Origin of the sequence: uncultured Novosphingobium sp. (assembly GCF_964277725.1) — a bacterium.
Taxonomy (GTDB): Bacteria; Pseudomonadota; Alphaproteobacteria; order Sphingomonadales; family Sphingomonadaceae; genus Novosphingobium; species Novosphingobium fluoreni.
On record NZ_CAXYKL010000196.1, the window covers coordinates 1 to 23,686 of the forward strand.

General features: G+C 61.6%; 25 protein-coding genes. 13 read left to right on the top strand and 12 right to left on the bottom strand.

Annotated features, from left to right (window positions below; genetic code table 11):
• Together ACHWRX_RS10960 and ACHWRX_RS10965 are read left to right on the top strand one after the other, a co-directional pair.
• On the top strand, positions 1-535 hold a 535-nt coding region (locus ACHWRX_RS10960; RefSeq protein WP_394659226.1), incomplete at its 5' end, for an MFS transporter.
• Positions 536-576: 41 nt separating this feature from the next.
• Complete coding sequence (locus ACHWRX_RS10965) at positions 577-1,335, top strand: tyrosine-protein phosphatase (RefSeq protein ID WP_394659227.1); 759 nt, start codon at positions 577-579, stop codon at positions 1,333-1,335.
• On the opposite strand, the gene cofC is transcribed toward ACHWRX_RS10965, so the two are convergent.
• The 6 genes from cofC to ACHWRX_RS10995 form a co-directional block, all read right to left on the bottom strand.
• On the bottom strand, positions 1,332-1,895 hold the full coding sequence (gene cofC, locus ACHWRX_RS10970) for a 2-phospho-L-lactate guanylyltransferase (protein ID WP_288486452.1): 564 nt from the start codon (positions 1,893-1,895) through the stop codon (positions 1,332-1,334). The two genes, ACHWRX_RS10965 and cofC, sit on opposite strands and share 4 nt — an antisense overlap.
• Positions 1,892-2,851: a 2-phospho-L-lactate transferase gene (cofD, locus tag ACHWRX_RS10975; RefSeq protein WP_394659228.1), complete on the bottom strand. Its 960-nt coding sequence runs from the start codon at positions 2,849-2,851 to the stop codon at positions 1,892-1,894. The genes cofC and cofD overlap by 4 nt, the downstream gene beginning before the upstream one ends.
• A complete protein-coding gene (gene cofE / locus ACHWRX_RS10980) occupies positions 2,848-3,603 on the bottom strand; it encodes a coenzyme F420-0:L-glutamate ligase (protein ID WP_394659229.1) in 756 nt (251 codons plus the stop codon). Before cofE ends, cofD begins: the two co-directional genes overlap by 4 nt.
• A 10-nt stretch (positions 3,604-3,613) precedes the next feature.
• On the bottom strand, positions 3,614-4,279 hold the full coding sequence (gene npdG, locus ACHWRX_RS10985; protein WP_394659230.1) for an NADPH-dependent F420 reductase: 666 nt from the start codon (positions 4,277-4,279) through the stop codon (positions 3,614-3,616).
• A complete protein-coding gene (gene cofH, locus ACHWRX_RS10990; RefSeq protein ID WP_394659269.1) occupies positions 4,276-6,603 on the bottom strand; it encodes a 5-amino-6-(D-ribitylamino)uracil--L-tyrosine 4-hydroxyphenyl transferase CofH in 2,328 nt (775 codons plus the stop codon). The genes npdG and cofH overlap by 4 nt, the downstream gene beginning before the upstream one ends.
• A 178-nt stretch (positions 6,604-6,781) precedes the next feature.
• Positions 6,782-7,561, bottom strand: coding sequence for an enoyl-CoA hydratase-related protein (locus tag ACHWRX_RS10995; protein ID WP_394659231.1), 780 nt, complete (start codon positions 7,559-7,561; stop codon positions 6,782-6,784).
• Positions 7,562-7,887: 326 nt separating this feature from the next.
• On the opposite strand from ACHWRX_RS10995, the gene ACHWRX_RS11000 reads away from it, so the two are divergent.
• From ACHWRX_RS11000 to ACHWRX_RS11030, 7 genes are all read left to right on the top strand, one after another.
• Positions 7,888-8,721: an aldo/keto reductase gene (locus tag ACHWRX_RS11000; RefSeq protein WP_394659232.1), complete on the top strand. Its 834-nt coding sequence runs from the start codon at positions 7,888-7,890 to the stop codon at positions 8,719-8,721.
• A gap of 165 nt (positions 8,722-8,886) precedes the next feature.
• Complete coding sequence (locus ACHWRX_RS11005) at positions 8,887-9,660, top strand: SDR family NAD(P)-dependent oxidoreductase (protein ID WP_394659233.1); 774 nt, start codon at positions 8,887-8,889, stop codon at positions 9,658-9,660.
• A gap of 18 nt (positions 9,661-9,678) precedes the next feature.
• Positions 9,679-10,488, top strand: a complete 810-nt coding sequence (locus tag ACHWRX_RS11010; protein ID WP_288414597.1) for an SDR family NAD(P)-dependent oxidoreductase — start codon at positions 9,679-9,681, stop codon at positions 10,486-10,488.
• Positions 10,485-11,759 carry a cytochrome P450 gene (locus ACHWRX_RS11015; protein ID WP_394659234.1) on the top strand — a complete coding sequence of 425 codons (1,275 nt, stop codon included), beginning with the start codon at positions 10,485-10,487 and terminating at the stop codon, positions 11,757-11,759. Before ACHWRX_RS11010 ends, ACHWRX_RS11015 begins: the two co-directional genes overlap by 4 nt.
• Positions 11,760-11,764: 5 nt before the next feature.
• Positions 11,765-12,247, top strand: coding sequence for a VOC family protein (locus tag ACHWRX_RS11020; RefSeq protein ID WP_288414594.1), 483 nt, complete (start codon positions 11,765-11,767; stop codon positions 12,245-12,247).
• A 23-nt stretch (positions 12,248-12,270) separates the two neighbouring features.
• On the top strand, positions 12,271-13,755 hold the full coding sequence (locus ACHWRX_RS11025; RefSeq protein WP_394659235.1) for an aldehyde dehydrogenase family protein: 1,485 nt from the start codon (positions 12,271-12,273) through the stop codon (positions 13,753-13,755).
• A gap of 71 nt (positions 13,756-13,826) precedes the next feature.
• Positions 13,827-14,627 carry an alpha/beta hydrolase gene (locus ACHWRX_RS11030; protein ID WP_394659236.1) on the top strand — a complete coding sequence of 267 codons (801 nt, stop codon included), beginning with the start codon at positions 13,827-13,829 and terminating at the stop codon, positions 14,625-14,627.
• A gap of 54 nt (positions 14,628-14,681) precedes the next feature.
• Here the strand turns inward: ACHWRX_RS11030 and ACHWRX_RS11035 are convergent, their stop codons facing one another.
• The 5 genes from ACHWRX_RS11035 to ACHWRX_RS11055 form a co-directional block, all read right to left on the bottom strand.
• Positions 14,682-15,554: a TIGR03619 family F420-dependent LLM class oxidoreductase gene (locus tag ACHWRX_RS11035; RefSeq protein WP_394659237.1), complete on the bottom strand. Its 873-nt coding sequence runs from the start codon at positions 15,552-15,554 to the stop codon at positions 14,682-14,684.
• 509 nt (positions 15,555-16,063) lie between these two features.
• A complete protein-coding gene (locus tag ACHWRX_RS11040; RefSeq protein WP_394659238.1) occupies positions 16,064-17,239 on the bottom strand; it encodes a sensor histidine kinase in 1,176 nt (391 codons plus the stop codon).
• A gap of 160 nt (positions 17,240-17,399) precedes the next feature.
• Positions 17,400-17,669, bottom strand: a complete 270-nt coding sequence (locus ACHWRX_RS11045; protein WP_394659239.1) for a hypothetical protein — start codon at positions 17,667-17,669, stop codon at positions 17,400-17,402.
• Positions 17,666-18,376 (bottom strand): response regulator transcription factor, encoded by a 711-nt coding sequence (locus tag ACHWRX_RS11050; RefSeq protein ID WP_394659240.1) that lies wholly within the window; start codon positions 18,374-18,376, stop codon positions 17,666-17,668. Before ACHWRX_RS11050 ends, ACHWRX_RS11045 begins: the two co-directional genes overlap by 4 nt.
• Before the next feature lie 11 nt (positions 18,377-18,387).
• Complete coding sequence (locus tag ACHWRX_RS11055; protein ID WP_394659241.1) at positions 18,388-18,846, bottom strand: hypothetical protein; 459 nt, start codon at positions 18,844-18,846, stop codon at positions 18,388-18,390.
• Here ACHWRX_RS11055 and ACHWRX_RS11060 point away from each other — a divergent pair.
• From ACHWRX_RS11060 to ACHWRX_RS11075, 4 genes are all read left to right on the top strand, one after another.
• A complete protein-coding gene (locus tag ACHWRX_RS11060) occupies positions 18,830-19,042 on the top strand; it encodes a hypothetical protein (RefSeq protein WP_394659272.1) in 213 nt (70 codons plus the stop codon). The two genes, ACHWRX_RS11055 and ACHWRX_RS11060, sit on opposite strands and share 17 nt — an antisense overlap.
• Positions 19,043-19,735: 693 nt before the next feature.
• Complete coding sequence (locus ACHWRX_RS11065; RefSeq protein WP_394659242.1) at positions 19,736-20,899, top strand: tyrosine-type recombinase/integrase; 1,164 nt, start codon at positions 19,736-19,738, stop codon at positions 20,897-20,899.
• Positions 20,896-22,137 (top strand): tyrosine-type recombinase/integrase, encoded by a 1,242-nt coding sequence (locus tag ACHWRX_RS11070; RefSeq protein ID WP_394659243.1) that lies wholly within the window; start codon positions 20,896-20,898, stop codon positions 22,135-22,137. Before ACHWRX_RS11065 ends, ACHWRX_RS11070 begins: the two co-directional genes overlap by 4 nt.
• A gap of 196 nt (positions 22,138-22,333) precedes the next feature.
• Complete coding sequence (locus tag ACHWRX_RS11075; RefSeq protein WP_394659244.1) at positions 22,334-22,642, top strand: hypothetical protein; 309 nt, start codon at positions 22,334-22,336, stop codon at positions 22,640-22,642.
• A gap of 161 nt (positions 22,643-22,803) precedes the next feature.
• Here ACHWRX_RS11075 and ACHWRX_RS11080 read toward each other — a convergent pair whose 3' ends face one another.
• Positions 22,804-23,451 carry a hypothetical protein gene (locus tag ACHWRX_RS11080; RefSeq protein WP_394659245.1) on the bottom strand — a complete coding sequence of 216 codons (648 nt, stop codon included), beginning with the start codon at positions 23,449-23,451 and terminating at the stop codon, positions 22,804-22,806.
• Between the last annotated feature and the right edge of the window lie 235 nt (positions 23,452-23,686).

The following is a 23,686-nucleotide window of genomic DNA, read 5'->3' on the forward strand; positions in this document are numbered from 1 at the left end:
GCATATGGGGACTGGATGGGGCATTGCCGCATCCGGCATCGCGATGCTGCTGGTGACTGCGATCGGCCGCAAACTGCGAATTGCTGATCCCGGCGCTGTCAGCGAGACAGAGGTCAAGCAGATGGCGCACCCGGAAGAGGTGCTTGGTCTAACCGGTCGCAGCGGTCCCATCCTCGTCGAGATAGACTATGGCGTCGACCCCGAGAAAGCGCGCCAGTTTTATGAACTCATGCAGGATGTGGGTCAGTTCCGGCGACGCAACGGCGCGTATCAATGGTCGCTTGCGCGTGATGTCGGCGACGGGTCTGCCTGGGTCGAGCGGTTCAGTTGCCCCACTTGGCACGACTATCTGCGGCAGCGCGATCGCATGACTGCGCAGGATCGTCTGGTCCATGAACTCGCGCTGGAAGTGACCCGGACCGGACAAGTGGAACGCGTGCGCCGGTTTCTGGAACGACCTACAGGTTCGGTGCGCTGGCGTTCTGAAAGTCGCGATCCCGGCGTATTGGTGCCCTTCAGCCCAACCTCTGGCTAAGCACGCAAGAGCGAAGGGCGGTTAGTTTGGGAGATACGCGTATGTCCTCGTCTGCCATTCCGATCGCGCGATGCGCACCCAATTTTCGCGACGTAGGAGGGCTTGCCGCAGGCGGGGGTAGGACGGTGCGGTGCAACGTACTCTATCGTTCGGAACACCTTGCCCCGCCAGAGCAAGACGCAGCAGTCCTGGCGGCACTGCGCATTCACAGCGTGATTGATCTTCGCAGCGACCGTGAAAGGGCCCGGGCGCCGAATGCATGGCTGCATGCCCAAGGTGCCCGGATCCACGATTTCGATGTCACGGCAGACTTCCGCGCCCATGCCATGCCGCACCAAGCTCTGCTTGACGATCCCGGGGAGGGCGGTGCGATCGTGATGATGACCAGCACCTATCGGGAGCTGCCTCACGCCGCCGGCAAGGCGCTGGGCGAGGCGGCCGGTCTTGTCGCGCGTGGCGAAACGCCGTTGTTGGTCCATTGCACGGCGGGCAAGGACCGGACGGGATTTTTATGCGCGATGCTGCTGATCGCGGCGGGCGTTTCACCCGATGATGCCATGGCCGATTATCTGGCCAGCGAAGGCCGGGTGCATCCCCAGGTTCATTTATCTACCAAAGCGGTGATGGCGGATGTCGGCATCGACGCGAGCGATGCGATGCTACGTGTGTTGGGCGGCGTCCGGCGCGAATTCCTCCAAACGTCGCTTTCGGAAATTGATGCCGCGTTCGGAAGCATCGACGCTTACCTGACGCATGTGGGCGTTGACCGCGCCGCGGTACGGGCTGCTCTGGTAAATTAAAACTTGAACGCCGCTGCGGGGCTGTCGCGCCACTCTGCAAGGTCCGTCGGGGTATCGATATCACAGGCCAAGCCTGCTGCAGTGACGATCGTACAGGCATTCCCTGCTTCTCGTTGATGAAACATCAGGCTGCCTGCGCCGAAATGGAATGCGAACGGTCTATTGTCGGCGATGGCGATTGCGTTTGTGCCGTTCCCATGGCGATCCGGGGCGATGGCGCAGCCGGACGATGCGGCGGCGTCCAACAACGCCTGAACCTCTTCCCCCGTCAGGCTCGGCAAGTCGGCATGAATGATCGCGAACGGGCCAGGGGCCAACACGGCACGTGCCAGGGCCAGTTCCATGTTGAGGCCGCGACCATGATCCTCCAGCCAGCCATGGCCGGCTGCGCTGGCGCGGGGCGAAAGCAGGATCACGCGGGCGAGAGGGCGCGCGATGCGACAAACGTGCTGCATCCACTGTTCGGTCAGGCGAACTCGCTCTGCTTTGGATACCGCGCCGGCCAGGCGTTGCTTGCGGTCGTCGGCCGCCTTGAACGGAATGACCAGGTTCCAATTCATCGCATGGTGTCTGCCAGAGCCAGCGCAGCTTTCGCAACGCGCACCTTGTCCGCCAGGCTGTGCATCAGCGTATCCGCATGGCAGACGACGATACCTTCGGGCAGGGCGATCGACGGGTCATCCCGCTCGTCCACCAGCATCGCGTCGATGATGTCGCCGTAGAATTCGGCCACGGCGCAGGCATTGTGCGCCAGGCCCAGCTCAGTCATGATCTTGCTGGTGGGACCTTTTACAGCCTGCCCGCCGACCAAGGGGGATACCGCTACCACTGGCGCGTCGGTCTGGCGCAGGGCGTCGGCGATCCCCGGCACGGAAAGGATCGGCGCGATACTGAGAAAAGGGTTCGATGGCGCAATGATGACCGCGCGATTGTCCGGATCGGTGATGGCCGCCACCACATTCTTGGCAGGCTTCGCGTCGGCCTCACCCATAAACGAGATGTCGCGGACGATGGGGGCGCAGCGCTTCTCGACGAAGTAGCTCTGAAAGGGCAGATCGCCCTCATCTGTGTGAACGATAGTGGCCAAGGGCTGGTCCGTCATCGGCAGCACGCGCATCGTGATGCCCCAGCTTTGCGCGAAGCGCCGCGTGATATCCGACAGGCTTCGGTCATCGCGTAACGCCTGCGTGCGAAGCACGTGCAGCGCCAGATCGCCATCACCCAGATTGAACCAATCGGGCGCGCCGAGGGACTTGGCGGCGTCCATGAACGACCAGGTTTCCCCGTCACGCCCCCAGCCTTGCGCGGCGTTGGCCTTGCCCGACAGGGTGTAGAGCAAGGTGTCAATATCGGGAGAGATGCGCAGCCCCATGTGCTCGAAATCGTCGCCGGTGTTGACGATCGCGGTGATTTCGGCGTCCAGCCCGGCATGCGCCATCCCCAACGCCAGCTTCGCGCCGCCGACGCCGCCTGTCAGGATCACGACCTTGCCGCCTTGGGCCGGGCTTTCTGTCATCGGAACAGGTCCTCGGTGATGGGGCGGACCAATGCCTTTGCAGGCGCATCCGGTGCGGACCATGACAGACCGCGAACATAGACGGCGGGGATGCCCTCTGCGGCCTCGCCCGCGACAAGGCCGGCCGCGCTGGCGATCATGTCAGCCAGTGCCACTTGCGTCACCATCAACAGGCGCCCGTCACGATCGATATCTCCGCGCTGATCGATGATGGAGGGCAGCCCGGCCGCGCCGATCGCCACATTTACCGTGCCCATGCGCCAGGGGCGGCCAAAGCTGTCGGATATGACGATGGCCGGTGCGTGCGCGAAGCGGGTGGCGAGCGTGGTGTGCAGGGCGAGGGCAGACGCGTCGGCATCCTCTGGCAGCAACAGCACTTTTTCGGCATTCCCCTTGCCAAGGTTGGAGCGATCGATCCCGGCATTCGCCATGACATGGCCGCTATGATGACGCGTCACCAGAACTTGCGGCGTTGCGCGGATGATGGCGGAGGATTCGCGCAGGATCAGCTCGATCACGCGGGCATCGCGAGCGGTGTCCGCCGCCATGGCCAGCGCCTGCGGACCGGGCTCGACAGTGGCAAGATCGACCATGCGACCTTCCGCCTTCGAGACGATCTTCTGTGTGACGACGAGCACGTCCTGCGGCTGCGGTTCGATGCCAGCAGCCGTCACGGCATCGGCAAGAAGGGCGGCCAGATCCGCCCCCTCGCTCACTTCCGGCAAGCCATGGAGCGGGTGAAGCTCCAGCATTCGTCTTGGCCTATTCTGCGGTGTGTAGGCGCGTCAGCCGAATGCCGGCGCCATCGGCGGAATAGGTCTTGTTGATGAAGATCAGCACCGAGGTCAGCGCTTCGGCTGCCGCCGAGTTCGCCAGCGCACCAGCATGGATACCGCGCATGCCCATGAGTTCGGCGAGTGCTACGATCCGTTCACGCGCAGCTTTCTCGTCGCCGAAAATCAGCACGTCGCAATCGATCTCCTCATCGGTGATCAGCTTGTGTGCCGCCACGTTGTGGAAGCCGCTGACTATGCTGACGCCTTCACCCAGAATCGCCTGCGCGCGTTGCGCGGCGCTGCCCTCCTTCGGCAGCTGTACGCGCATCACCTTGGGCGGCACCAGCGGCACCGTGGTATCCACCACCAGCTTTCCTGCAACGTGGGGAGCGATCTCGCGCAAAGTCGCCTCATGCGCGGAGAATGGCACGGTGACGATGACGATATCCGCTCCGCGCGCGGCGTCGGCGTTGGCCATGCCGCGAGCGTTGTGACTCAGAGCTTGCGCTGCGTTTTCGGCGCTTTCAGCCGTACGCGAGCCGATGATCACGTTGCGTCCGGCCATGGCGAGGCGGCGCGCAATCGCTGAACCGAGATTGCCCGTGCCGCCGAGGACGGCGATGACTTCAGAGGTATTCTCGAAGCTATTCATGCGAGTTCGACCAATCCTTGGTTTACGTAGAGGGTAGAGCGGCGTTGCGCAGTTCGGTTCGCAGCGCGTGCCATGGCGGCCATCGCGTTGGGATCACAGATCTGGCCGTGCTGGCCGCCGGCGGAGCGCGTGATGGATTCGTCCATCAAGGTTCCGCCCATGTCGTTTACTCCCGCACCCAGCAACCGCGTCACGCCGTCAGGGCCCAGCTTCACCCAGCTGGCCTGGATATTGGTGATGAGCGGATGCAGGACGAGGCGGGCAATGGCGTGCATCATCAGCACCTCGCGGGCGCTGGGACCAGAGCGGGACAGGCCCTTGCGGGCGATCGGTGCACCCATGTGAACGAACGGCAACGGCACGAACTCGGTAAAGCCGCCGGTTTCCGCCTGAAGGTCACGGATCGCCAGCAAGTGCCGCGCCCAATGATCGTAGCGGTCGACATGGCCGAACATGATCGTGGCGGTGGATCGTAGGCCGACGCCATGGGCGGCACGCATCACCTCCAGCCATTGCGCGGTCATCAGCTTGTCGGGGCAGATAACCGCGCGCACTTCGTCGTCCAGGATTTCCGCCGCGGTGCCGGGCAGGCTGGCAAGACCCGCGTCGCGCAGCCTCGTGAGGTAATCGGGCAAGCTGAGACCCAAGGTCTGCGCGCCGTGCGTAACTTCTAACGGCGAGAAGGCGTGCACGTGAAGGTCCGGCGCGGCATCCTTCACCGCTCGCACGACGCTCAGATAATAGTCCCCGTCGAACTCCGGGTGGATGCCGCCCTGCAGGCAGACTTCGGTAGCCCCCCGCTGCACCGCATCGACCGCGCGCTCCGCCACTTCGGCCAATGGCAGGCGATAGGCCGGGCCGCGTTCCGATCGCGTGCTCCCCTTGGAAAAGCCGCAGAAGCCGCATTTGTAGAGGCAGATGTTGGTGTAGTTGATGTTGCGATTGATCACGTAGGTAGCGACATTGCCGCGCGTTTCGTACCGTAGCAGGTCGGCACCCTTCGCGATCCGGGTGATGTCGCCGCCCTCCGCACTGAACAGCGTGACGATGTCAGCCTCTGGCAGCCGCTCGCCTTTTGCGGCTCTGGCGATGATCGTCTCGATTTGCGCTGACAAGGCGGTATCGCCGATGGGCAAATCGAAAGGCATGGTTTGGGCGATGCCGGGGCGCCATCCGTCCACCACGGGCAACCCACGCGCATCGACGACTTCGCGAACTCGGCGGCGCAGCGTCGGATCCAGCCATGTGTCAGGCTGCTGGGCAAAGTGTGGCCCGATCGCCAGGCGCTGTTGCAGGACGCGGCCCGTACGCGCCGTCAGCGTTTCCAGCAGTTCCAGTTGCGGCCAAGGCGCTTCCGGATTCACGTGGTCCGGCGTGACGGGCGAGACGCCGCCCCAGTCGTTCACGCCTGCGCGGAGCAGTTGCACGAAGCTTTCGGGCTCATGCAGGTTGGGCGGCGCCTGGATCGTCATCCGCGCGCCCAGGATCAGCCGGGCTGCGGCGATGGTCCAGAGATGCTCCTCCAGCGAAGGTTCCGAGTGATGAGCCATTCTGGTGTCAGGCTTGGCTCGGAAGTTTTGGATGATGACTTCTTGGATATGGCCATAGCGGGCGTGAAGATCGCGAATGGCGACCAGGGCCTCAATCCGCTCCATCCGGGTTTCGCCGATGCCGATCAGCAGTCCGGTAGTGAAAGGCACGGCGGCGCGGCCCGCCTCCTCGATCGCAGCCAGGCGCAGGGCGGGGGCCTTGTCTGGCGAGCCGTGATGCGGGCCGCCTGGCTCCGTCAAACGAACGCTGGTGCTTTCCAACATCAGTCCCATGGAAGCGGAAACCGGGCGCAGCGCTGCGTAGTCCTGTGCATCCATTAGGCCTGGATTCAGGTGAGGTAGCAAGTTGGTTTCCGCCAGGACATCCGCCGCGCACTGGCGCAGGTAGCCCAGCGTGCTGGCAAAGCCCATGTCGGACAAGGCGTCGCGCGCGGCATTGTAACGCGCCTCTGGCTGATCGCCCAAGGTGAACAGCGCCTCGCGGCAACCCATGGCCTCACCCGCCCGCGCGATCGCCAGCACCTCGTCCCGCGTCAGGTAAGGCTTGATGTGGCGGGGCGTGGTGGCGAACGTGCAGTAGTGGCAAACGTCGCGGCACAACTGGGTGAGCGGAATGAAAACCTTGCGCGAATAGGTGACGAGCGCGCCAAATCCCGACAGCGTCAAAGCCTCCGACGCCGCCAGCATTTCTGTCAGCGGCATCGCCTCGAGCGCGGCAACCACCTCGGTCGCCGTCGCGCCGGTCATGGCGGCGATCGTACCGGGACGCTGCATCAGCATGTGCCATCTTTGCAGGAGTGGAGGGCCGCGTTCCCGGAGCCGGTTGTTTGATGCGTCGTTCTTATCATCGTGGCCTCTCTCAACCCGGCGCGGTGCGGCATCCCGGCTTCCCTGTCACCCGGCCGGCATGTCGCGCGCTGGTCGCGACATGCAGATGAGATGGAAGAAGGGATCAGCGGCCTTTCCAAACACCGGGACGCTTCTCGACGAACGCGGTCATGCCTTCCTTCTTGTCCTGCGTGGCGGTCAGGATCTGGAACAGGCGCCGCTCGGTCAGCAGGCCTTGCGCCAGATTGGTTTCGAACGCGATGTTGACCATTTCCTTGTTCACCATTGCAGCCATTGGCGGCATCGCGGCGATGGCCTGCGCCGTCTTCAGCGCCTCTGCCACCAATTGATCGGCGGCAACGATGCGCGAGACGAGGCCCGAGCGCTCCGCTTCAGCTGCGTCCATATTGCGGCCGGTCAGGCACATCTCCATCGCCTTCGCCTTGCCCACGGCGCGCGTCAGACGTTGCGATCCGCCCATGCCCGGCGCGACGCCGAGCTTGATCTCGGGCTGGCCGAACTTCGCGGTATCGGCTGCGATGATGAAATCCGCCATCATCGCCAGCTCGCATCCGCCGCCCAGCGCGAAGCCGGCGACGGCAGCGATCCAGGGCTTGCGCGTGGCGACGACGCCAGTCTGCCAACCGGAGAAGAAGTCTTCCAGGAAGAAGTCCGCCGCGTCCTTGTCGACCATCTCCTTAATGTCCGCTCCGGCCGCGAACGCCTTTTCACCGCTTCCGGTCAACACCGCGCAGCGTTGTGTGACATCGGCGTCGTAGGCGTTGAACGCCGCTGTCAATTCCGTCAGCACCTGGCTGTTCAGGGCATTGAGCGCCTGCGGCCGATTGAGCGTTATCAGCGTAACGGCACCCTGCTGCTCGACCAAGATGGTTTCGTACGTCATGATAATCGCTCTTCTTGCTCCACTATCGCTTGCGCTTATATAGCGCCGTCGTTGACCGCAAGCGCATGGCTGATTTTGCGGTGAAGAGACGCCTCTCATAGGTTTAGCGGAACGAAGATGCCAAGCCCGGAAGGCGGGTCTTGGGCAGTCCGGTGGCTTCTTATCATAACCATCATGCATTTGATGTGTTTAGAGGGGACTTGCATCAGTGTGCTGATCGTTGCCCTGTCAGCACGTTGCCGCCTCGCCGGCGATCGTGGTGATATTGCGCATCCCGGCGAGGAACATGCCAAGACGATTTGGCCGACCACGGGAGATGGCACGCAATGACAATGACAGTGAAGTTGAACGATGGCCATGTGATGCCCCTGTTGGGGCTGGGCGTGATGCAGATCGCGGACGACGATACGCCCCGGGCGATGCGCCAGGCGGCGGACCTGGGCTATCGCCTGTTTGATACAGCACCGGTCTATGGCAACGAAGCGGGAACCGGTCGGGGCGTACGCGAATGTGGCCTGCCGCGCGAAGACGTGTTCGTCACCACGAAGCTGTGGAACACCCGCCAAGGCTATGACGAGGCGTTGCGGGCCTTTGATGAAAGCCAAGCTGCGCTCGGGCTGGACTATGTCGATCTGTACCTGATCCACTGGCCGGTTCCGCATCGTAACCTCTACCTTGATAGCTGGAAGGCTTTGATCCGGCTGCGTGACGAAGGTCGGGTGCGTTCGATCGGGGTATCGAATTTCATGGTCGAGCATCTCGATCATATCGTGGCCGAGACAGGCGTGGCGCCGGCGGTCAACCAGATCGAATACCATCCGGCCTGGCAGCAGCGCGAAGCCGCCGAACGCGGGCGCGCCCATGCCACGGTGACGCAAGCGTGGAGCCCGCTGGGCCGCGGGCCGATCTTGTCTGATTCGCGGGTCGTGGAGGCAGCGGCCCGGATCGGCTGCACCCCGGCCCAGTTGGTGCTGCGCTGGCTGACGCAATCGGACATCGCCGCGATACCCAAGGCTTCCGGCGAGGCGCACATGCGTGAAAACCTGGAAAGCTTGAAACTGGAACTGGATGCTTCCGCGATCGCACTTTTGGATGGGATGCACGATGTGGCCGGACGGATCGGCCCCGACCCTCACGTTTTCGAGAACTTGGTACGGTGATGCCGCTGGCGACGAGCCAGACGGTTCGTCGCTAATAGATCCGATTATCACATGGGCGTAGTCCATTCGGAACAGAACCCGTTGACCAATTCCTGAAAACAGCGTCTAAGGCGTTCTTCTTAATTTGAGCGACGGAGCACGTCGCCGACCTTGAGAGGAACGTCGATGACCGATGCTGACGCCGTGCCGGCCGCGCTGAGCGCCATGTTCGGACTGACCGGCAAGGTTGCGCTGGTCACGGGCGGGGCGGTCGGCATGGGGAAGGCGTGCGGCTTGGTCCTGGCGGCGGCGGGTGCCACGGTTGTGCTGGCTGACGATGCGGATCGTATCGCATCTCTCGCCGATCTTCCCAGCACCGTTTCCCTCGCTACTATCGACATAACGTCACCAGCCTCAGTCGAGCAGGTGGTGAGCGATGTCGCCAAGGCGCACGGCGGGATCGATATCCTGATCAATGGCGCGGTGGTCAATCACAACAAGCCGCTGCTGGATATCGATGCCGAGGAGTGGGACCGGGTCCAGGCGGTGAACCTCAAGGGTGCGTTTCTGATGATCAAGGCGGTGATACCGCATATGCGCAATCGCGGCGGCGGCCGGATCATCAACATTACCACGATGGGCAGTGTCCATCCGGTGCTCAACGGCAACGGTGCCTATTCCGCGTCACGCGCGGGACTCAACCAGCTGACTCGCAATGTCGCGCTGGATTTTGCTTCCGATCAGATCACGGCCAACGCCGTCCTGCCGGGCGCGATCCGCACCGAAACGATCAATCCCGATTTCCGGCCCACCGGTCCCGGTGCGGACATGACCCGCCACGTCGGCGGATTCGGCGTGCCCGAGGATGTGACCGGGCTGGTGCTCCTGCTGGCCAGTCCGGCGGGACGATACATTTCAGGTCAAGCGATCGCCGTGGATGGCGGCTTCCTGATCGGCTGATTACAAAGGACAAGAACGATGACGATCGCTCAGGATGTAATCTACTCGCTTTATACCATCCCCGATAAGGTCGCGATCGTGACCGGGGCCGGCTCCGGGATCGGGGAAGCCACCGCTACGCTGATGGCTCAGGCAGGCGCCAAGGTCGTCGTCGCCGACCTGATCGAGGAAGAGGCGCGGCGCGTCTCCGATGCGATTGTCGCCGCCGGTGGCCAGGCCATCGCGATCAAGGCCGATGTCTCCGAGGAGATTGATGTGCAGGCCATGGCCGCGCGCACGGTGGAAACGTTTGGCGGGATCGACATTCTCGTCAACAACGCGGCCTATCGCCCCAAGGCCGACTTCTTCGAGATGGCGGTCGAGGATTGGGACAAGATGCACGCGGTCAACACGCGCGGCACGTTCCTGTGCTCGCGCGAAGCGATCAAGGTGATGCGCTCGCAAGGCAAGGCGCGCGGCGGGGCGATCGTGAACGTTTCCACCATCGGCACCGCGCTGCCCACGATCGTCAACAACGTGCATTATGATAGCTCCAAGGCAGGTATCAACTCGATCACCAAGAGCACGGCCAGCGAATTTGCCGCCGATGGCATCCGGATCAACGCGGTGATGCCGGGCGGCGTCGATTCCGGTGGATCACGCAAAATGCGCGAGGATCCGTCGATGAACCTGCCGATGCGGGGCCCGATCATGATGCCCGGACGCTTGCTGCTTGGTGTCGCCCAGCCCATCGAGCTGGCCAGCGCCATCCTGTTCCTCGTCAGCCCCGCCTCCAGCTACATGACCGGGCATATCATGGCGGTTGACGGCGGATATCTGGTGGGATGACCGAGATGATAGGAGCTACGCAAGGTAGCAAGCTGGATGTCGAGCCCGTTTTCGATACGGTTGAGCGCCCCCCCCATGTCGCGCCAGAACTGGTGGTCGATTTCGATTACCATGCGCCGATCCCGGACGGGGAGGATAACTACACGGTCCTCTCCCGCCTGCAGCAACACGGCCACGATATCTTGTGGACCCCGCGCAACGGTGGCCACTGGATTACCACGCGTGGTGAGGATATTCGCTGGGTCCAGGAGAACTTCGGGATTTTCAGCCATGAAGTCTTCACCATCCCGCGTGGTACTTCGCGGATCATCATGCCCCCGCTGACGGTCGATCCGCCACTTCATGCGCGCTATCGCGCCGTGTTGAACCCGTTCTTCACGCCAAAGAAAGTCGCGGTGCTTAAGGAAAAGGCCAGCGAACTTGCCATCGATCTGATCGAAAAGATCGCGCAGCAGGATCGGTGCGAGTTCGTATCGGAATTCGCCAGCGTTTTTCCTGTGATCATGTTCCTGGGTATCGTCGATCTTCCGTTGGAGATGCGCCAGGACTTCCTGGACTGGGCGCATACCTTCATGCTGGGTGAAACCCAGGCCGAGCGCGATTCCGGCTTGGGCAAGGTCCTGGGATACCTGAATAAGGTAACGCAGGAACGGTACGCCAATCCCGGCACGGACCTGATGAGCGCGATTGCCGCCTGGCGGGACAATCCGCGTTTTCAGGGTGAGAACGAAGTGCAGGGCATGGCTGCGCTGATCTACTTCGGGGGCCTGGACACGGTCGCCTCCGCGATCAGCTTCATGATCCGCCATCTTGCCAAGAATCCCGGACACCGCCGCCGTATTCTGGAAGACCCCGCGATCATTCCGCGCGCCGCCGAAGAGTATCTGCGGCGCCACGGCCTCTCGAACACCGGCCGCCTGATCATGTCCGACGTGGAGCGCAAGGGTGCGACGATGAAGGCGGATGAGATGATCATGGTGCCGATCGGGTGCTCCAGCATTGATGATCGGCTGTACAAAAACGCGATGGACGTCGATTTTGATCGGCCCGAACTGATGACCGAAAGCGGGATACCCACGCACAATACTTTCGGAAATGGTCCTCACAAATGCGTGGGCGCACCGCTGGCGCGGGCCGAATTGCAGATCGTTTTGCAGGAATGGTTGCCGCGCATCCCGGATTTCCGCCTTGATCCCGAAAAGCCCGTCCGCATTCACATGGACTCGGTCCCGGGCATCGAGGAGATGCATCTCCTGATCGGTAAGGAGTGAGCCGCGTGGCACAATGCTTCCTGCCATTGGGTGGCTTCTATCAGTTTGGCTACGTCACTCGCGATCTCGACGCCGCGGTGGTGACCCTGGCTGAACAATTCGGCGTGACGCGCTATCGTCGCAAGCGAAGCTCGGAGTGGATGGAAGCGGTTCACGCCTGGGTCGGCGATAGCCAGATCGAAGTCCTGCAACTCGGGCCAGGCGCGCCGGAGATGTACCATGATTACGTCCCCGAAGCCGCCGGTGAGTTGCGGCTGCAGCATCTGGGACGGCGCGTGGAAACGATGGAGGATTGGCGGGCGCTGGAACAGGCGATTGCGAAGGGCGGCTTTGACACGCCGATGAATGCTTCGGCGATGGATGGACAACTGCGGGCGATCTACGTCGATACGCGAAGGCTGCTCGGTATCTATAGCGAGTACGTTCACTTCGCCGGGGATGCCTTGCGCATTTATGACGATGTTCCCCGCAACGATCCTGCCCGCTGATACCTGGTTTTTTGGAGATGACGATGATCGCCGAGGCCGACCTTACACTTCTGCCAAAACCCGTGTTGATGATCGGTGATCGTCAGCTGGAAAGCGCCAGCGGCGGCACGTTCCAGCATATCTACGCGGCGACCGGCAAGCCCACCGGCAATATCCCCCTGGCGGGCGTGGCGGAGATCAACGAGGCTGTCGGCGCCGCGCGCCGCGCCGCGCCGCTCTGGGCCGACATGCCGCGCAACGAACGCCGCGATGCGCTGATCCGGTTGGCTAACCTGCTGCGGAAGAATGCCGGGGAACTGGCAGGCATCGGCACGATCGAAAACAGTATCCCGATTACCATCCAGTCTTATGGTCCACATACAGCCGCCGACAGTTTCCTCTACAACGCCGGATGGACCGACAAGATCGGCGGCGATGTCATCGCCACATGGCCAACCCTCGCGTTGGATTATACGCTGGACGAGCCTTACGGCGTGGTTGCGGCCATCATTCCTTGGAACGGGCCGATTTATGCGTTGGGCATGTTGCTGGGCCCGATCCTGGCGGCGGGCAATGCCGTGGTGGTCAAGCCGCCGGAACTGGCCCCATATTCGGCGCTGCGTTTCGGGCAGCTGTGCCTTGATGCCGGGATTCCTCCCGGCATCGTCAATATCGTTACCGGCGGGCCCGAAGCGGGTGCGGCGCTGACCAGTCATCCCGGTGTGGACAAGATCAGCTTCACCGGCAGCGGCGCTACCGCGCGGCATATCCTACAATCTGCTGCCGTCCGCTCCACGCCGGTGCACCTGGAACTGGGTGGCAAGTCCGCCTCGATCGTCTTTGACGATGCCGATCTTGATGCCTTCGCGCGGCAGTCTTTGCAGGGTGCTAGCAACAACAGCGGGCAGGGCTGCATCAACCCCACCCGCATACTGGTGCAGGCCTCGATCTACGACGAAGTGCTGGAGCGGATGAAGCGCGTGGCAGAGGGGATCGTGGTCGGCGATCCTACCGATCCTTCCACCGTGATGGGGCCCGTCGTGGATGAGCGGGCGGTCAATCGGATCATGGGAATGATCGACCGGGCGCATGGATCGGGTGCGCGCCTGCTGACGGGCGGTGAGCGTTTGGGCGGCGCCATGGCCAATGGCTTTTACATCGCACCCACCGTGTTCGCCGACGTTCCGCACCAGGCAGAGCTTTCACAGCACGAGGTGTTTGGCCCGGTCATTGCCGTCACCCGGTTTGAAACTGAGGAAGAGGCGATCACCTTGGCGAACGGGACGGATTTCGGTCTGGCCGCCTACGTCTGGACGCAGAACCTGCAACGGGCCCATTGCGCGGCGAAGCAGCTGGTGGCTGGCAATATCTGGGTGAACGGTTTCACCGGCATCCCCACCGCCGTGCCATTTGGAGGATATGGCCAAAGCGGCGTCGGGCGTCTGGGCGGCATTCACGGGATCCGCGAATTCCTTCGCCCGAAGAACATCTTCGTCTCGCTGTCACGACCGGCAATGGCGGGGAGGTAGTTCGCATCGTTCTCAACGGCGATGGCTGGCACCTCTCGGCCTTGCGAGCCACACCAGTCACGCCACGGGGCGTGGTCATCGCCCTCCACGGCGGAGCGCATGACGCGCAGTATTTTCATCACCCTTCCGCCCTGGACAACTCGCTGCTCCATCTTGGCGCAGGTTTGGGCTTCGATGTGGTGGCGTTGGATCGGCCCGGCAACGGCCATAGCGTGGCGGGATTCAGCGATGGGGCGACTTTCGCAGAACAGGTTCGGATCATCCACGATCTCAGCCGCTCCCTGGGAAGCGATCGTAGCCTGCCAGTCTTCCTGATCTGTCATTCGTTGGGCGCGGTGCTGGCGCTGCTCGCGGTCACGTCGGCGGAAGGTGCGGCGATCGCCGGGATCGAAGTCGCCGGTGCGCCTTTGCGCTTTACGCCTGAACAGGATCAAGGCATTCGCGCAAGCCTTGCCCAGGCGACCGACCGTGGCGATGCACTGCTACCGCGTAGTGGGCCGGAGATGCTGCGTGCGATGTTCTTTGGTACGGACGGAACATTCGACCCGGCGGTGATCAACGATGATCCGGTCAACCATCAGGCGGTGGTCAAGGAAATCAAGGAAGTGGTCGACTTCCCGGCCCGGGCGCAAGAGACGGTGGAGACGATCGGCACACCGCTGCGCTGGACCTTCGCGGCGCAGGAGGTATCGTCGCTGCTGACCCCCGAGCTTCCCGCCGAGGTGGCGCGTTGGCTGCGCCACAGTCGCGGTGGGCGGATCGTAATCCAGCAAGATAGCGGCCACAACATCCGCTTGCACCGCGTGGGCCGCGCGTATCACCTGAGCGTACTGGCTTTCTTCGAAAAGATGATCGCCCGCAATATGGGGTAGAGCCACCCCAGCGATGATCCCCGCGCAATACGCCGAAGCCTCCGATCGACCGGATCAATCGGTGTTGAACAGCCAGGGTTCGGCCACCTTGGCCGCATGTTCGATCGCGCCATAGAAGTGCTCGCTTGAAAAAGCCGGCAGCCCGATCAGAACATGCTTGAAGCCGAGGCGCTCCAACCGCGCCAGATCATCGCGCGTTGGTGCATCTTTGGCGAACGTCTCCGGATCACGGTCGTAGAGCATCGTCTCTGCATAGAGGAAGACGTTGGTAAGGGATGCCGGATCGCGCCCCTGTTCGCGCACCGCGGCGTTCAACTTCTCGATGCCCTCGTCAAGGCTGGTGCCAAACGTACGCTCGTAGGTGTCGGTCGGTAGCCATCCGTCACCCGCTTCGGCGATGATTTTGAGGTTCTTCTTTAACAAACGGCCCCCCATGATCAGCGGAGGGTATGGCTCATTGACCGGATGCGCGACGCTTGATTCCTCGTATTTCACGAAGTCTCCGTCATACGATGAAGTGCGATCCGCCCACATGCGCTTGATGGCCACCATGATTTCATACGCCCGGTCGACACGGGTCGCAAATTCGATGCCATGATTGCGCAATTCCGGTTCGTTCCACCCGACGCCCATGCCAATGATCGCCTTGCCGCTGGCCATGTCGGCGACGGTAGCGATCCGGTTGGCGAGCGTCAGCGGATCGTGTATCGGCAGCAGCAGGATCGAGGTTCCCACCAGCAACTTTGGCGCGACGGCCGTCACTGCGCCCAGCGTGATCAGGGGATCGGGCACTGATCGATAGAAACCCGGTACGCCGGTTTCCTTGTAGAATTCGGGTACCGGGGTGGATTCAGGATAGTGGTGATGCTCGCCACAAAAGAACGACGCGAACCCTTTGCCTTCGACCGCTCTGGCTTGTTCCAGCACGGGGACGAAGCCGGGGTAGACGACGGCTTGCACACCAACTTTCATAATCACTCTCCGATGGCCACACCTTTTGATGCGACGGGCTTCTTGGCGTCTGACCCGATGGCGGGGAGGGCCTGCACCAAATGTGTCAGATCGGCCGATCACGGACAATCGCCCTTTGCATCACGGTCGTGTTTTCGATCGCGTTGGGCAATGCGTCGGATGGCAAAAGTGAGTGGCATGACTGGCGACGCTGCGTCGTTTCCAGCCCCCACCTAACCTTTGGTCTTAGGAGCGGTGCAATATTCGAGGCGGCGCGGGTTGCCCGACATCGCCCGCCCTTTCAAAAGGGCAGGCACGGCCCTCCTCGGTAGAAGCCCAAATCTATCAACGCCGTTTCGACAGTGTGAGAATCTCCAAAATCAGGCTCTTTTTTGGGAATGTGAGCATGGAGATGCATGGGCCGATCAGACGGATTCAATGCAGCCGCATGCGTTCGCACGATCGCACAATTGTGCGAGAGACCCTCATTCATCCGCACTCTTTTTGTCAGTACCTGCCGGCCGGCAGAGCACGCAAAATCGGGCTCCTTTGTCCGAGGGTAGCAGCACCAAGGTCCCGCCATATGCGTCGAGCAAGGAACGAGCGATGGCTAAGCCCAGACCGGTCCCGCCCTGTTCTCGCTTACTTGTAAAAAACGGCTCGAAGATGCGCTCCGCATCGGCGGCGTGTACGCCTGGACCATTGTCCACCAGATCGAAGAGCACCGCCTCGCCTTGTTGCGCCAGAGTGATTACCAATTGAGAGGCGCCGGCATGATGCGCGTTTTCGACGAGAGTGGACAGCAAAGATTCCAGCGCGTCGGTATCGATTGCGACCAAGGTGCGCGTGGTGGGCATTTGCAGGGAAATAGCGAACCCTTCGGTAGAGAGTGCGTCCGCGATCGCGAGGAGGACGGTACCGGCATCGGCAGTTGCGCCTTGCTCTCCGACCATGACATCGGCCCGCGCCAGTTCCATCAACCGCCCTACGAGGCGCGACAGGCGCTTGGCGTCTGCGGACATGTTGGTGAGGAAGCGTTCGCGCTCTGCGGTTGTCATCGTGGCGCCATGGTCCTGCAGCAGTTCGATCCCGCCCGAGATCGCAGCCAAGGGCGTCTTAAACTCATGGCTGACCGAAGCGGCGAAGTCCCGCAAGTAGCGCGAGCGCTTGACGATGCTCTGCGCCATCAGGTCGAAATCTTCAAACAAGGCGCGGATCTCTACAACCTGCAGCGAGGGCTGGTGCATGTCCACGCACCGGCCCGAGGAAAGCTTACGCGTCGCTTCGCTCAGACACTCGATCGGGCGCACGATCGCGCGCGACAGCACCGCCGAGAGCACCAGCAGAATGGCGAAAATCGCGATGATGCCGAACGCGATCTTTCCACGATCCTCGTAGATGCCAAGAAACAGTGCGCGGGGCGAGCGGGAGACCAGCAGGATCGCAACGATCTCGCCGTTGACGCGGATGGGCCGTGCGTGATGAAGGCGGATGTTCGCCGCGCGGCTCAGCCACTCGATCGTTCGACCACGGGCATAGCCGGCGTTCTCGCGTAGCACCGTCACGGCGGATCCGGCTTGCGCCGCATAGACTTCGGGCAGGCTGGCAAAACTACGACTGGCTTCCGGGCCGTTGAGCAGGATGCCGTGCTTGTCAAGCATCAGGATCGACGCTAGCGTCGTTATCCTTGTTTCCTGGAATGCGGGCATCATCTGGTGAGCCAGGATCAGTGCCGCGGCATCGGGTACCTGCTGTGTCGACTTAGCGGGTGGGCGCGGCGGCAGGATGGGCGATGAGCGCAAATCCACTTCAGGGACCTGATCATTGTAGCGGGTGGGCGGCTTGCGTGGTGTGGGGGGTCTCCTGAAATGGGATGCCCCGCGCCATGATGCCTGCTCCCGCCGCCAACGCCGAGCCTTGCGCCAGCAGTTCGGCCTCGGTCCGGCGCACCAGCGCATTCTCATAGACACGCAGGAAGATCGCGCCGAAGCCAGGCAGCGCGGCCACGAAGAGCATCGTCGCAAGCAGGATCGTGCGGAGCCGGACAACCGGCCAGCGTTCCGCTACCCAGGCCTTGACGGCGGTGATCATGAAGTAACCGGCACTCCCGCGCAGGCACCCATGCGATAGCCGACGCCAGCGCGGGTCTCGATCACATCAGAGCCCCCCGCATCTGCGAACTTGCGGCGTACGTTGCGCACGTGGCTGTCGACGGTGCGGTCTGTGAGCGCGAAACCCGAACCGCGAAACCGGTCGATGATGTTGTCGCGTGAGAAGATGCGCGATGGCATGGCAAGCAGGGTACGCAAGATGGTGAATTCGGTAACCGTTAGACTGACCTCCTGGTCGCGCCAATGCGTCGTCCAGCTTTCCGGATCGAGGCTGAGGCGGCCATGACGCAGCACCGAGACGTTCTCGACTGCGGGAGGACGCGCGGCGGTGCGGCGCAGGATCGCAAGCGACCGCGCGACGACTTCACGTGGAGAAAAAGGTTTCACCACGTAGTCGTCGCCGCCAAGCTCGATGCCGAGCACACGATCGATCTCGTCGTCGCGCGGAGACAGGAAGAAGATTGGCACGTCGCTGCCGGCACGTAGCCGGCGGCAGACTTCGAGCCCATCCATACGCGGCATGTTTATGTCCAGAATGACCAGGTCGGGCGCATGCCGCTCAACTTGTGCCAGCGCGGCCTCGCCGTTGGCGGCTTCGATCGTGTCGAGGCCGGCCTTGCCGAAGGCGAAGACGAGCAACTGCCGGATATGCGGATCGTCGTCGACGATCAGGATGGTGCTGGACATGGGGCACATGATCATTTCCGGCTGGCTCCTGTCAACGTGGGAGAGGGCTCTGCCTGTGCCGTTGGCGTGGGTGCCAGCATTGGTGCGAGCTTGGGCGGTGGGGGCAGCAAGTTACCGTCGCAGTCGCGATAGCCCGGGGGAAGGGCGACAGGCCTAACTCGTTCCAAGATCTTCGCGGCTTGTCGCAACCGCCACGTGTCCAGCAGGCCGCCCTCGCTGTTTTCGTGGTGAAGCAACGCATCGTAGGCTTGCATGCGCACGGATTGCACCCGATCGCGGAACCTGAGCGGAAGGTCGTGGCGGCTCTCGATCGCCAAGAGCGGCAGCACGGCGGAACTTCCCAGCTGGCTCAGATAGCACAGGTCGAGCGCGGCACCTTTGCCGCCACTTTCATGGGCATGCTCGACATTCCATCGTGCTGCAACCACGCCCAAGTCGACGAAGCAGCATGCGGTGGCCGAACTCGACATTGATGCCCAGGTCGATCACCGCAGTCCGGAAGCACAAGGGATCGAACTCGAGCGACAGCACAAGATCGGCCCGGCGGCTGCGCGCATGGCGGGGCAAGGGCTGGAGAGCGAGCGGCTCGAAGAGCATCTCGCGATCGCCCGCGCCAACGGCGATCCCGAGCAGTTGCAGGCGATCGAAGCGGGCGCAGCCTTCTGACGGGGCTTGGCGTTGCGAATTGCTATATCTGTCAAAGGCCCAACCTGGGCCTTTCCAAGAAGTGGCCCCCACGTTGGGGACCACGAGCATTTTTGGGCTCACTAATTTCACATAGTGTCCCCCATCTGCGAGAGCTGCCTTGGAATTCGATGGGATCTAACGAGCCGGACACGGCTAAAAATACCGCAGAATTCCGCGGTTTGTAAACCTGTCGGGGATGTCCTGAGATCGAGAGTTGGAGCGGTGAAGGGAACCGTGAAATCGGCCAAACACGCAGAAATTTAGCCATTTCTATGAGACTGAGTCTGCCACATACCCCCAATCATACCCCCAGCCGGTCTGATTGCGGCAGCACTTTTGTCATCGGGGCGGCGACTCGACCGGCTTCCAAAATAGTCCTGCCCGCCTCAAACGCCGCGTCAGCTTCGCACGCCGCTGGTAGCGCGACAATGTTCTCAGATCGATCTCGGGCTCAAGTCCGGCTTTCGACCGCCCAGCTTGGAACAGTTTAGAGCACACCCTACGCAGTGTACTGCTGTGTTCATGGGAAAAAATGCCGTAAAATCAGTACGCGAGATGCTGGGCTTGTTTGGCAGCGGGCATGCCGTTGAAGGCCATCTGGTCCCCGCAAATGACCGGAATTCCGCGACTTTCGAACCCAGTTTTGATATGGGCGATGGCCATATGGTCCCCATGCGGCGAAAGCCCGGGCGCCGGGCACTTCTCGATGGCAACTTTGCGCGGCGCAAGCTGCCGCTGCGCGAGACGGAATACTGCATCTGGGATACCGAACTGGCAGGTTTTGGCCTGCGTGTTAGGCCAACCGGCAATTACTATTGGTTCGTTCGTCTGCGCCATCGCGGCAAGCATCGCCGGATTACATTAGGCAGGGTCGACGAACTTTCGGCAGAGCTCGCGCGGGCACAGGCCCGTCGATTGCTCGCCGAGGTGGCACTCGATGGTCTGCCCAAACGCGCCGTGGTTAAGGCGACACCGATCCTGTCCGATTTCGTAGACACCTACTGGGACGATCTTTCGCGCGTATGGAAAGCCTCGACGACCAAGCGAAATTGGAACGCATGGAAGACTGTCATTGCACCAACATTCGGCGCGATCCGCGTGGCGGACATTCTTCCCGCCGACATTCACCGCTGGCGGGACGATTGCGCAAGCACGCGGGAGGGGCTGTTCAATCGCGCCCTGCCGGTCCTGGCGGCGCTGCTTAAATATGCCGAGGCGCTGCGCTTGCGGCGGAAGGGCTCCAACCCTTGCCGAGGCATGCCGAGATACTGGCGCGAACCGAAAGAGCGATACCTGACGCCGGCAGAGTATCGCCGGATTGGAGCGGCCTTGCGTGAGCAGGAGGCAGCCTTTCCCGGGCAGGTTGCGATTACGCGATTGCTGCTGTTCACCGGCGCGCGTGTCGGGGAAATTCTGAATCTTCGCTGGGAGTGGGTGCAGCCGCCGCGCTTGCTCCTGCCAGACAGCAAGACTGGAGCAAAAACGATCTGGCTCAACAGCCAGGCACTCGAAGTGCTTGAGGGGATCGAGCGGCACGAGAACACCACTCTTGTGTTCCCAAACCGTGCCAGGACAAGGCCCCTCAATTTCGACAACTGGTGGCTCCCTTTCCGTGCGCGCTGCGCTTTGCCGGATGTCCGCGTCCACGACCTGCGGCATAGCTTCGCCTCTACCGCGATCATGGACAACGTGCCGCTCGCGACCATCGGAAGGCTTCTCGGGCACGTCCTGCCCGAAACGACTGCCAAGTATGCCCATCTGTCCGATGACGTGATCGGCGATGCGGCAGATCGCATCGCGGGCTCGTTGGCGCAGGCGATCGGACTGCGGCCATGACCGCCACCAGTCTCAAGCGGATCGTCGAGGAGGCGCTCGCTGAAGTCGGCGCAAACGTCAATTTCTTGCTCGTGCCGAAGGGAAAGGCCCGTTCCACCACCTGGCTCGGGATCGAGCACGGCTTCGGCATCCGACACTACCCCAGTGGTCGCAATGTCTACATCGTGCAGACGCGCATGGCAGGGAGGCTGCGGACGGTCACCATCGGCCCGGCCTCGGTCCTTACCCGGCATCAGGCACAGATGGTCGCGCGGCGCGTCATCGCCTACGCGCAGGTCGGCCGCGACCCGGCGACCGACCGCAAGCGCATCCGCTCCGCGCCTCGGTTCGACGATTTCCTCGAAGAGTATTGGTCTCGCTGGTCACCGCAATGGAAGGCATCGACGCTTGCGACACATGATGGCTATCGCCGCCAATATCTCGACGGGGCCTTCAAGGGTGTCTTCATTGACGAGATGAACGAAGAGCATGTCACCAAGTGGTTCGCGGACCTCAACAACCGCACTGGCCCCGGCGCGGCGAACCGCACGCTCGAGATCCTCAAGAACATGCTCAACAAGGCCGAGGTCTGGGGATACCGGCTCGAAAACACCAATCCCTGCCGCTCCGTCAGGCCCAACAAGCGCAGGCAGTGCGAGCGGTTCTTATCCGCCGAGGAACTGGCGCGGTTTGGTCAGGTGCTTACCGACCTGCGCGCAAGCGACAATCCCACGATCCGATCTGGGTGCGGCGTCATCACGCTGCTGCTGCTGACCGGTTGCCGCTATCGCGAGATCCTCACCCTCCAATGGCAGGACGTGAAGGGTAACCGCCTCCTCCTGCGCGATAGCAAGACAGGTCCGCGCACCGTCTGGCTCGGATCGGCTGCGCGCGAGGTCATCGACAGTCTGCCCCGCCATGCGAAAATTCCCTGGCTGTTCTGGAACTACCAGTATCGCAGGCCGATCGGCTGCATCCAGCATCTCTGGCGGACAATCCTTGAACGGGCCGATCTTGGCAAGCTGCGCATCCACGATTTGCGCCATACCTTCGCCAGCCATGCCGCGATGAGCAAGGAGACTTTGCCGATGATCGGGCGGCTGCTTGGTCATGCCAACAATCAATCGACCGCGCGATACGCCCATCTCGATGATGAGCATCTGCTCGATGCCGTGCAGCAAGTTGGAGATGCCGTCGAGCGGCTAACGGCCGGGCACTTGATAGGTGCAGGCGCCGAACAGCCGCTTGGTCACCATTGAGATGACGGCAACAAAATTTGATTGACTGAATTGGGGTGAAAAGCGGGCTTGCAGATGATACGCTGGCAAGATGGTCGATCAAGCCCCAGGCGTTCATCTCGAAGTTGAGACTATGGGGGCAAGCGGGGGCATTTGCGACTGCTGTGGTCTTGAGAGCCGTTCCGTGTGGGGGATCGTACATAGCAGACAAGCAACTGTGGCGGCATACTGGATACATTGGACAGAGGGACATCTTGGTGAGGCCGGGGCTAATCTTGATCTTGTTCTTGGACGATGGGGCAACGACACGACTCCCGATGACCGTTTCGGCGTAGCGCTCATCCATCGCCAATTGGCCGACGGTACTCCGTCTCTCATGGTGGTCGATGCGGATGCGAGACCGATAGGTAACGGAGAGCTTGCGGCGGCAGCTCTGTCGAGGGATCAGGTTATTGGTACACCTTTGGCGGCTCAAGTTTTCGACCTCGTCGATGCAATTTACGAGCAAGACGGTCGGTTTTTTTGATGATTCAATGCACACCTTGAAATCTTGCGATAGCGGCTCGACTTTGAAGGAGAGAGCCTTCTTCAAATACACGCGAAAACGGTGAACCTTCTTCTTAAGCTACTCCCTGGAGCGCAGAAATTATTGTTATAAATTCATAAATTATTTTTTACGTCAATCATTCAACGACGAATAGCGTACGGATTGGCGGTTACATTGCCCGGCAACGAAAGCCAATGAATCAGGTCCACGCGGTATTCTTCATCCTTCTCGTTCAATGCGCCGAATCCTTCTGGCAGATCCACATTGAAGAACACCTCCGCATATCTTCCATTCTCCACACCTTCGTCGAAAAACAGCTTCATTCGGATCGGCTCGTCTTCGATTAACGCCGGATTTGAAGCTATACCTACCGCAAGGCAGTCGACGGAGGATGGGAACTTCCATCTATTAGCCATGGCATCATTCTGGCGAGAAAATATTTTGCTCAAAAGGTTCGGTTTCATTACTTGCGGTGCAGCGATGTCATAGTAGTCCGCCATCAAATCTAGCAGTCTATCACTTTCGACGCCGCGTGAGTGCAGAGTCACCGATCCCCAAAAACTGTGGAAGGCATCATCGTCTTCCCCATCGACCTGTTCTTGCCAGCCGGAAACTGGAATAACTGCATCAAAACCAACAGGTTCGTACGGCGTGGCGTCTGCTCGGAAAGCTAATCGCCAAGCAGATGCGGAATCATCGTAGTCTTTGTTAATAATCTCGAATGTCATGTCGCACATTGGCGGAAGGCCATCATTTACTTCTTCAAGGTTTGAGAATACGTGAACCATTGTCGACCTGCCGCATTTCAGATGAGGGCTTTGTGCCGATTTTCAGAGTTTGTCACAAGCCGGGCGTAGCACAATTCGGGCGTTGCATCGGAAGGCGACCTTCCGTGCAGATTGCGCCGGAGATCGGCCAACCCTCGAGGCCGTGAAGTTAGTCCACTCAGCATGCAGCGTTTGACCCAAAGGCACTTTTCGCTCGCGTGAGAGGATTCCTTTGTGCGAATGAAGGCGAATGCCA

Excerpts from the sequence above, each read along its gene's own strand:
- ACHWRX_RS11070 (WP_394659243.1), top strand. The coding sequence starts at position 20,896 with ATGACCGCCACCAGTCTCAAGCGGATCGTCGAGGAGGCGCTCGCTGAA.
- cofH (WP_394659269.1), bottom strand. The coding sequence starts at position 6,603 with ATGCAGCGTCCCGGTACGATCGCCGCCATGACCGGCGCGACGGCGACC.
- ACHWRX_RS11055 (WP_394659241.1), bottom strand. The coding sequence starts at position 18,846 with ATGTCGAGTTCGGCCACCGCATGCTGCTTCGTCGACTTGGGCGTGGTT.
- cofD (WP_394659228.1), bottom strand. The coding sequence starts at position 2,851 with ATGACAGAAAGCCCGGCCCAAGGCGGCAAGGTCGTGATCCTGACAGGC.
- ACHWRX_RS11000 (WP_394659232.1), top strand. The coding sequence starts at position 7,888 with ATGACAATGACAGTGAAGTTGAACGATGGCCATGTGATGCCCCTGTTG.
- ACHWRX_RS10965 (WP_394659227.1), top strand. The coding sequence starts at position 577 with ATGTCCTCGTCTGCCATTCCGATCGCGCGATGCGCACCCAATTTTCGC.
- ACHWRX_RS11045 (WP_394659239.1), bottom strand. The coding sequence starts at position 17,669 with ATGATCACCGCCGTCAAGGCCTGGGTAGCGGAACGCTGGCCGGTTGTC.
- npdG (WP_394659230.1), bottom strand. The coding sequence starts at position 4,279 with ATGAATAGCTTCGAGAATACCTCTGAAGTCATCGCCGTCCTCGGCGGC.
- ACHWRX_RS11040 (WP_394659238.1), bottom strand. The coding sequence starts at position 17,239 with ATGCTTGACAAGCACGGCATCCTGCTCAACGGCCCGGAAGCCAGTCGT.
- ACHWRX_RS10995 (WP_394659231.1), bottom strand. The coding sequence starts at position 7,561 with ATGACGTACGAAACCATCTTGGTCGAGCAGCAGGGTGCCGTTACGCTG.
- cofE (WP_394659229.1), bottom strand. The coding sequence starts at position 3,603 with ATGCTGGAGCTTCACCCGCTCCATGGCTTGCCGGAAGTGAGCGAGGGG.
- ACHWRX_RS11015 (WP_394659234.1), top strand. The coding sequence starts at position 10,485 with ATGACCGAGATGATAGGAGCTACGCAAGGTAGCAAGCTGGATGTCGAG.
- ACHWRX_RS11065 (WP_394659242.1), top strand. The coding sequence starts at position 19,736 with ATGCGGCGAAAGCCCGGGCGCCGGGCACTTCTCGATGGCAACTTTGCG.
- ACHWRX_RS11005 (WP_394659233.1), top strand. The coding sequence starts at position 8,887 with ATGACCGATGCTGACGCCGTGCCGGCCGCGCTGAGCGCCATGTTCGGA.
- cofC (WP_288486452.1), bottom strand. The coding sequence starts at position 1,895 with ATGAATTGGAACCTGGTCATTCCGTTCAAGGCGGCCGACGACCGCAAG.
- ACHWRX_RS11050 (WP_394659240.1), bottom strand. The coding sequence starts at position 18,376 with ATGTCCAGCACCATCCTGATCGTCGACGACGATCCGCATATCCGGCAG.
- ACHWRX_RS11025 (WP_394659235.1), top strand. The coding sequence starts at position 12,271 with ATGATCGCCGAGGCCGACCTTACACTTCTGCCAAAACCCGTGTTGATG.
- ACHWRX_RS11080 (WP_394659245.1), bottom strand. The coding sequence starts at position 23,451 with ATGGTTCACGTATTCTCAAACCTTGAAGAAGTAAATGATGGCCTTCCG.
- ACHWRX_RS11010 (WP_288414597.1), top strand. The coding sequence starts at position 9,679 with ATGACGATCGCTCAGGATGTAATCTACTCGCTTTATACCATCCCCGAT.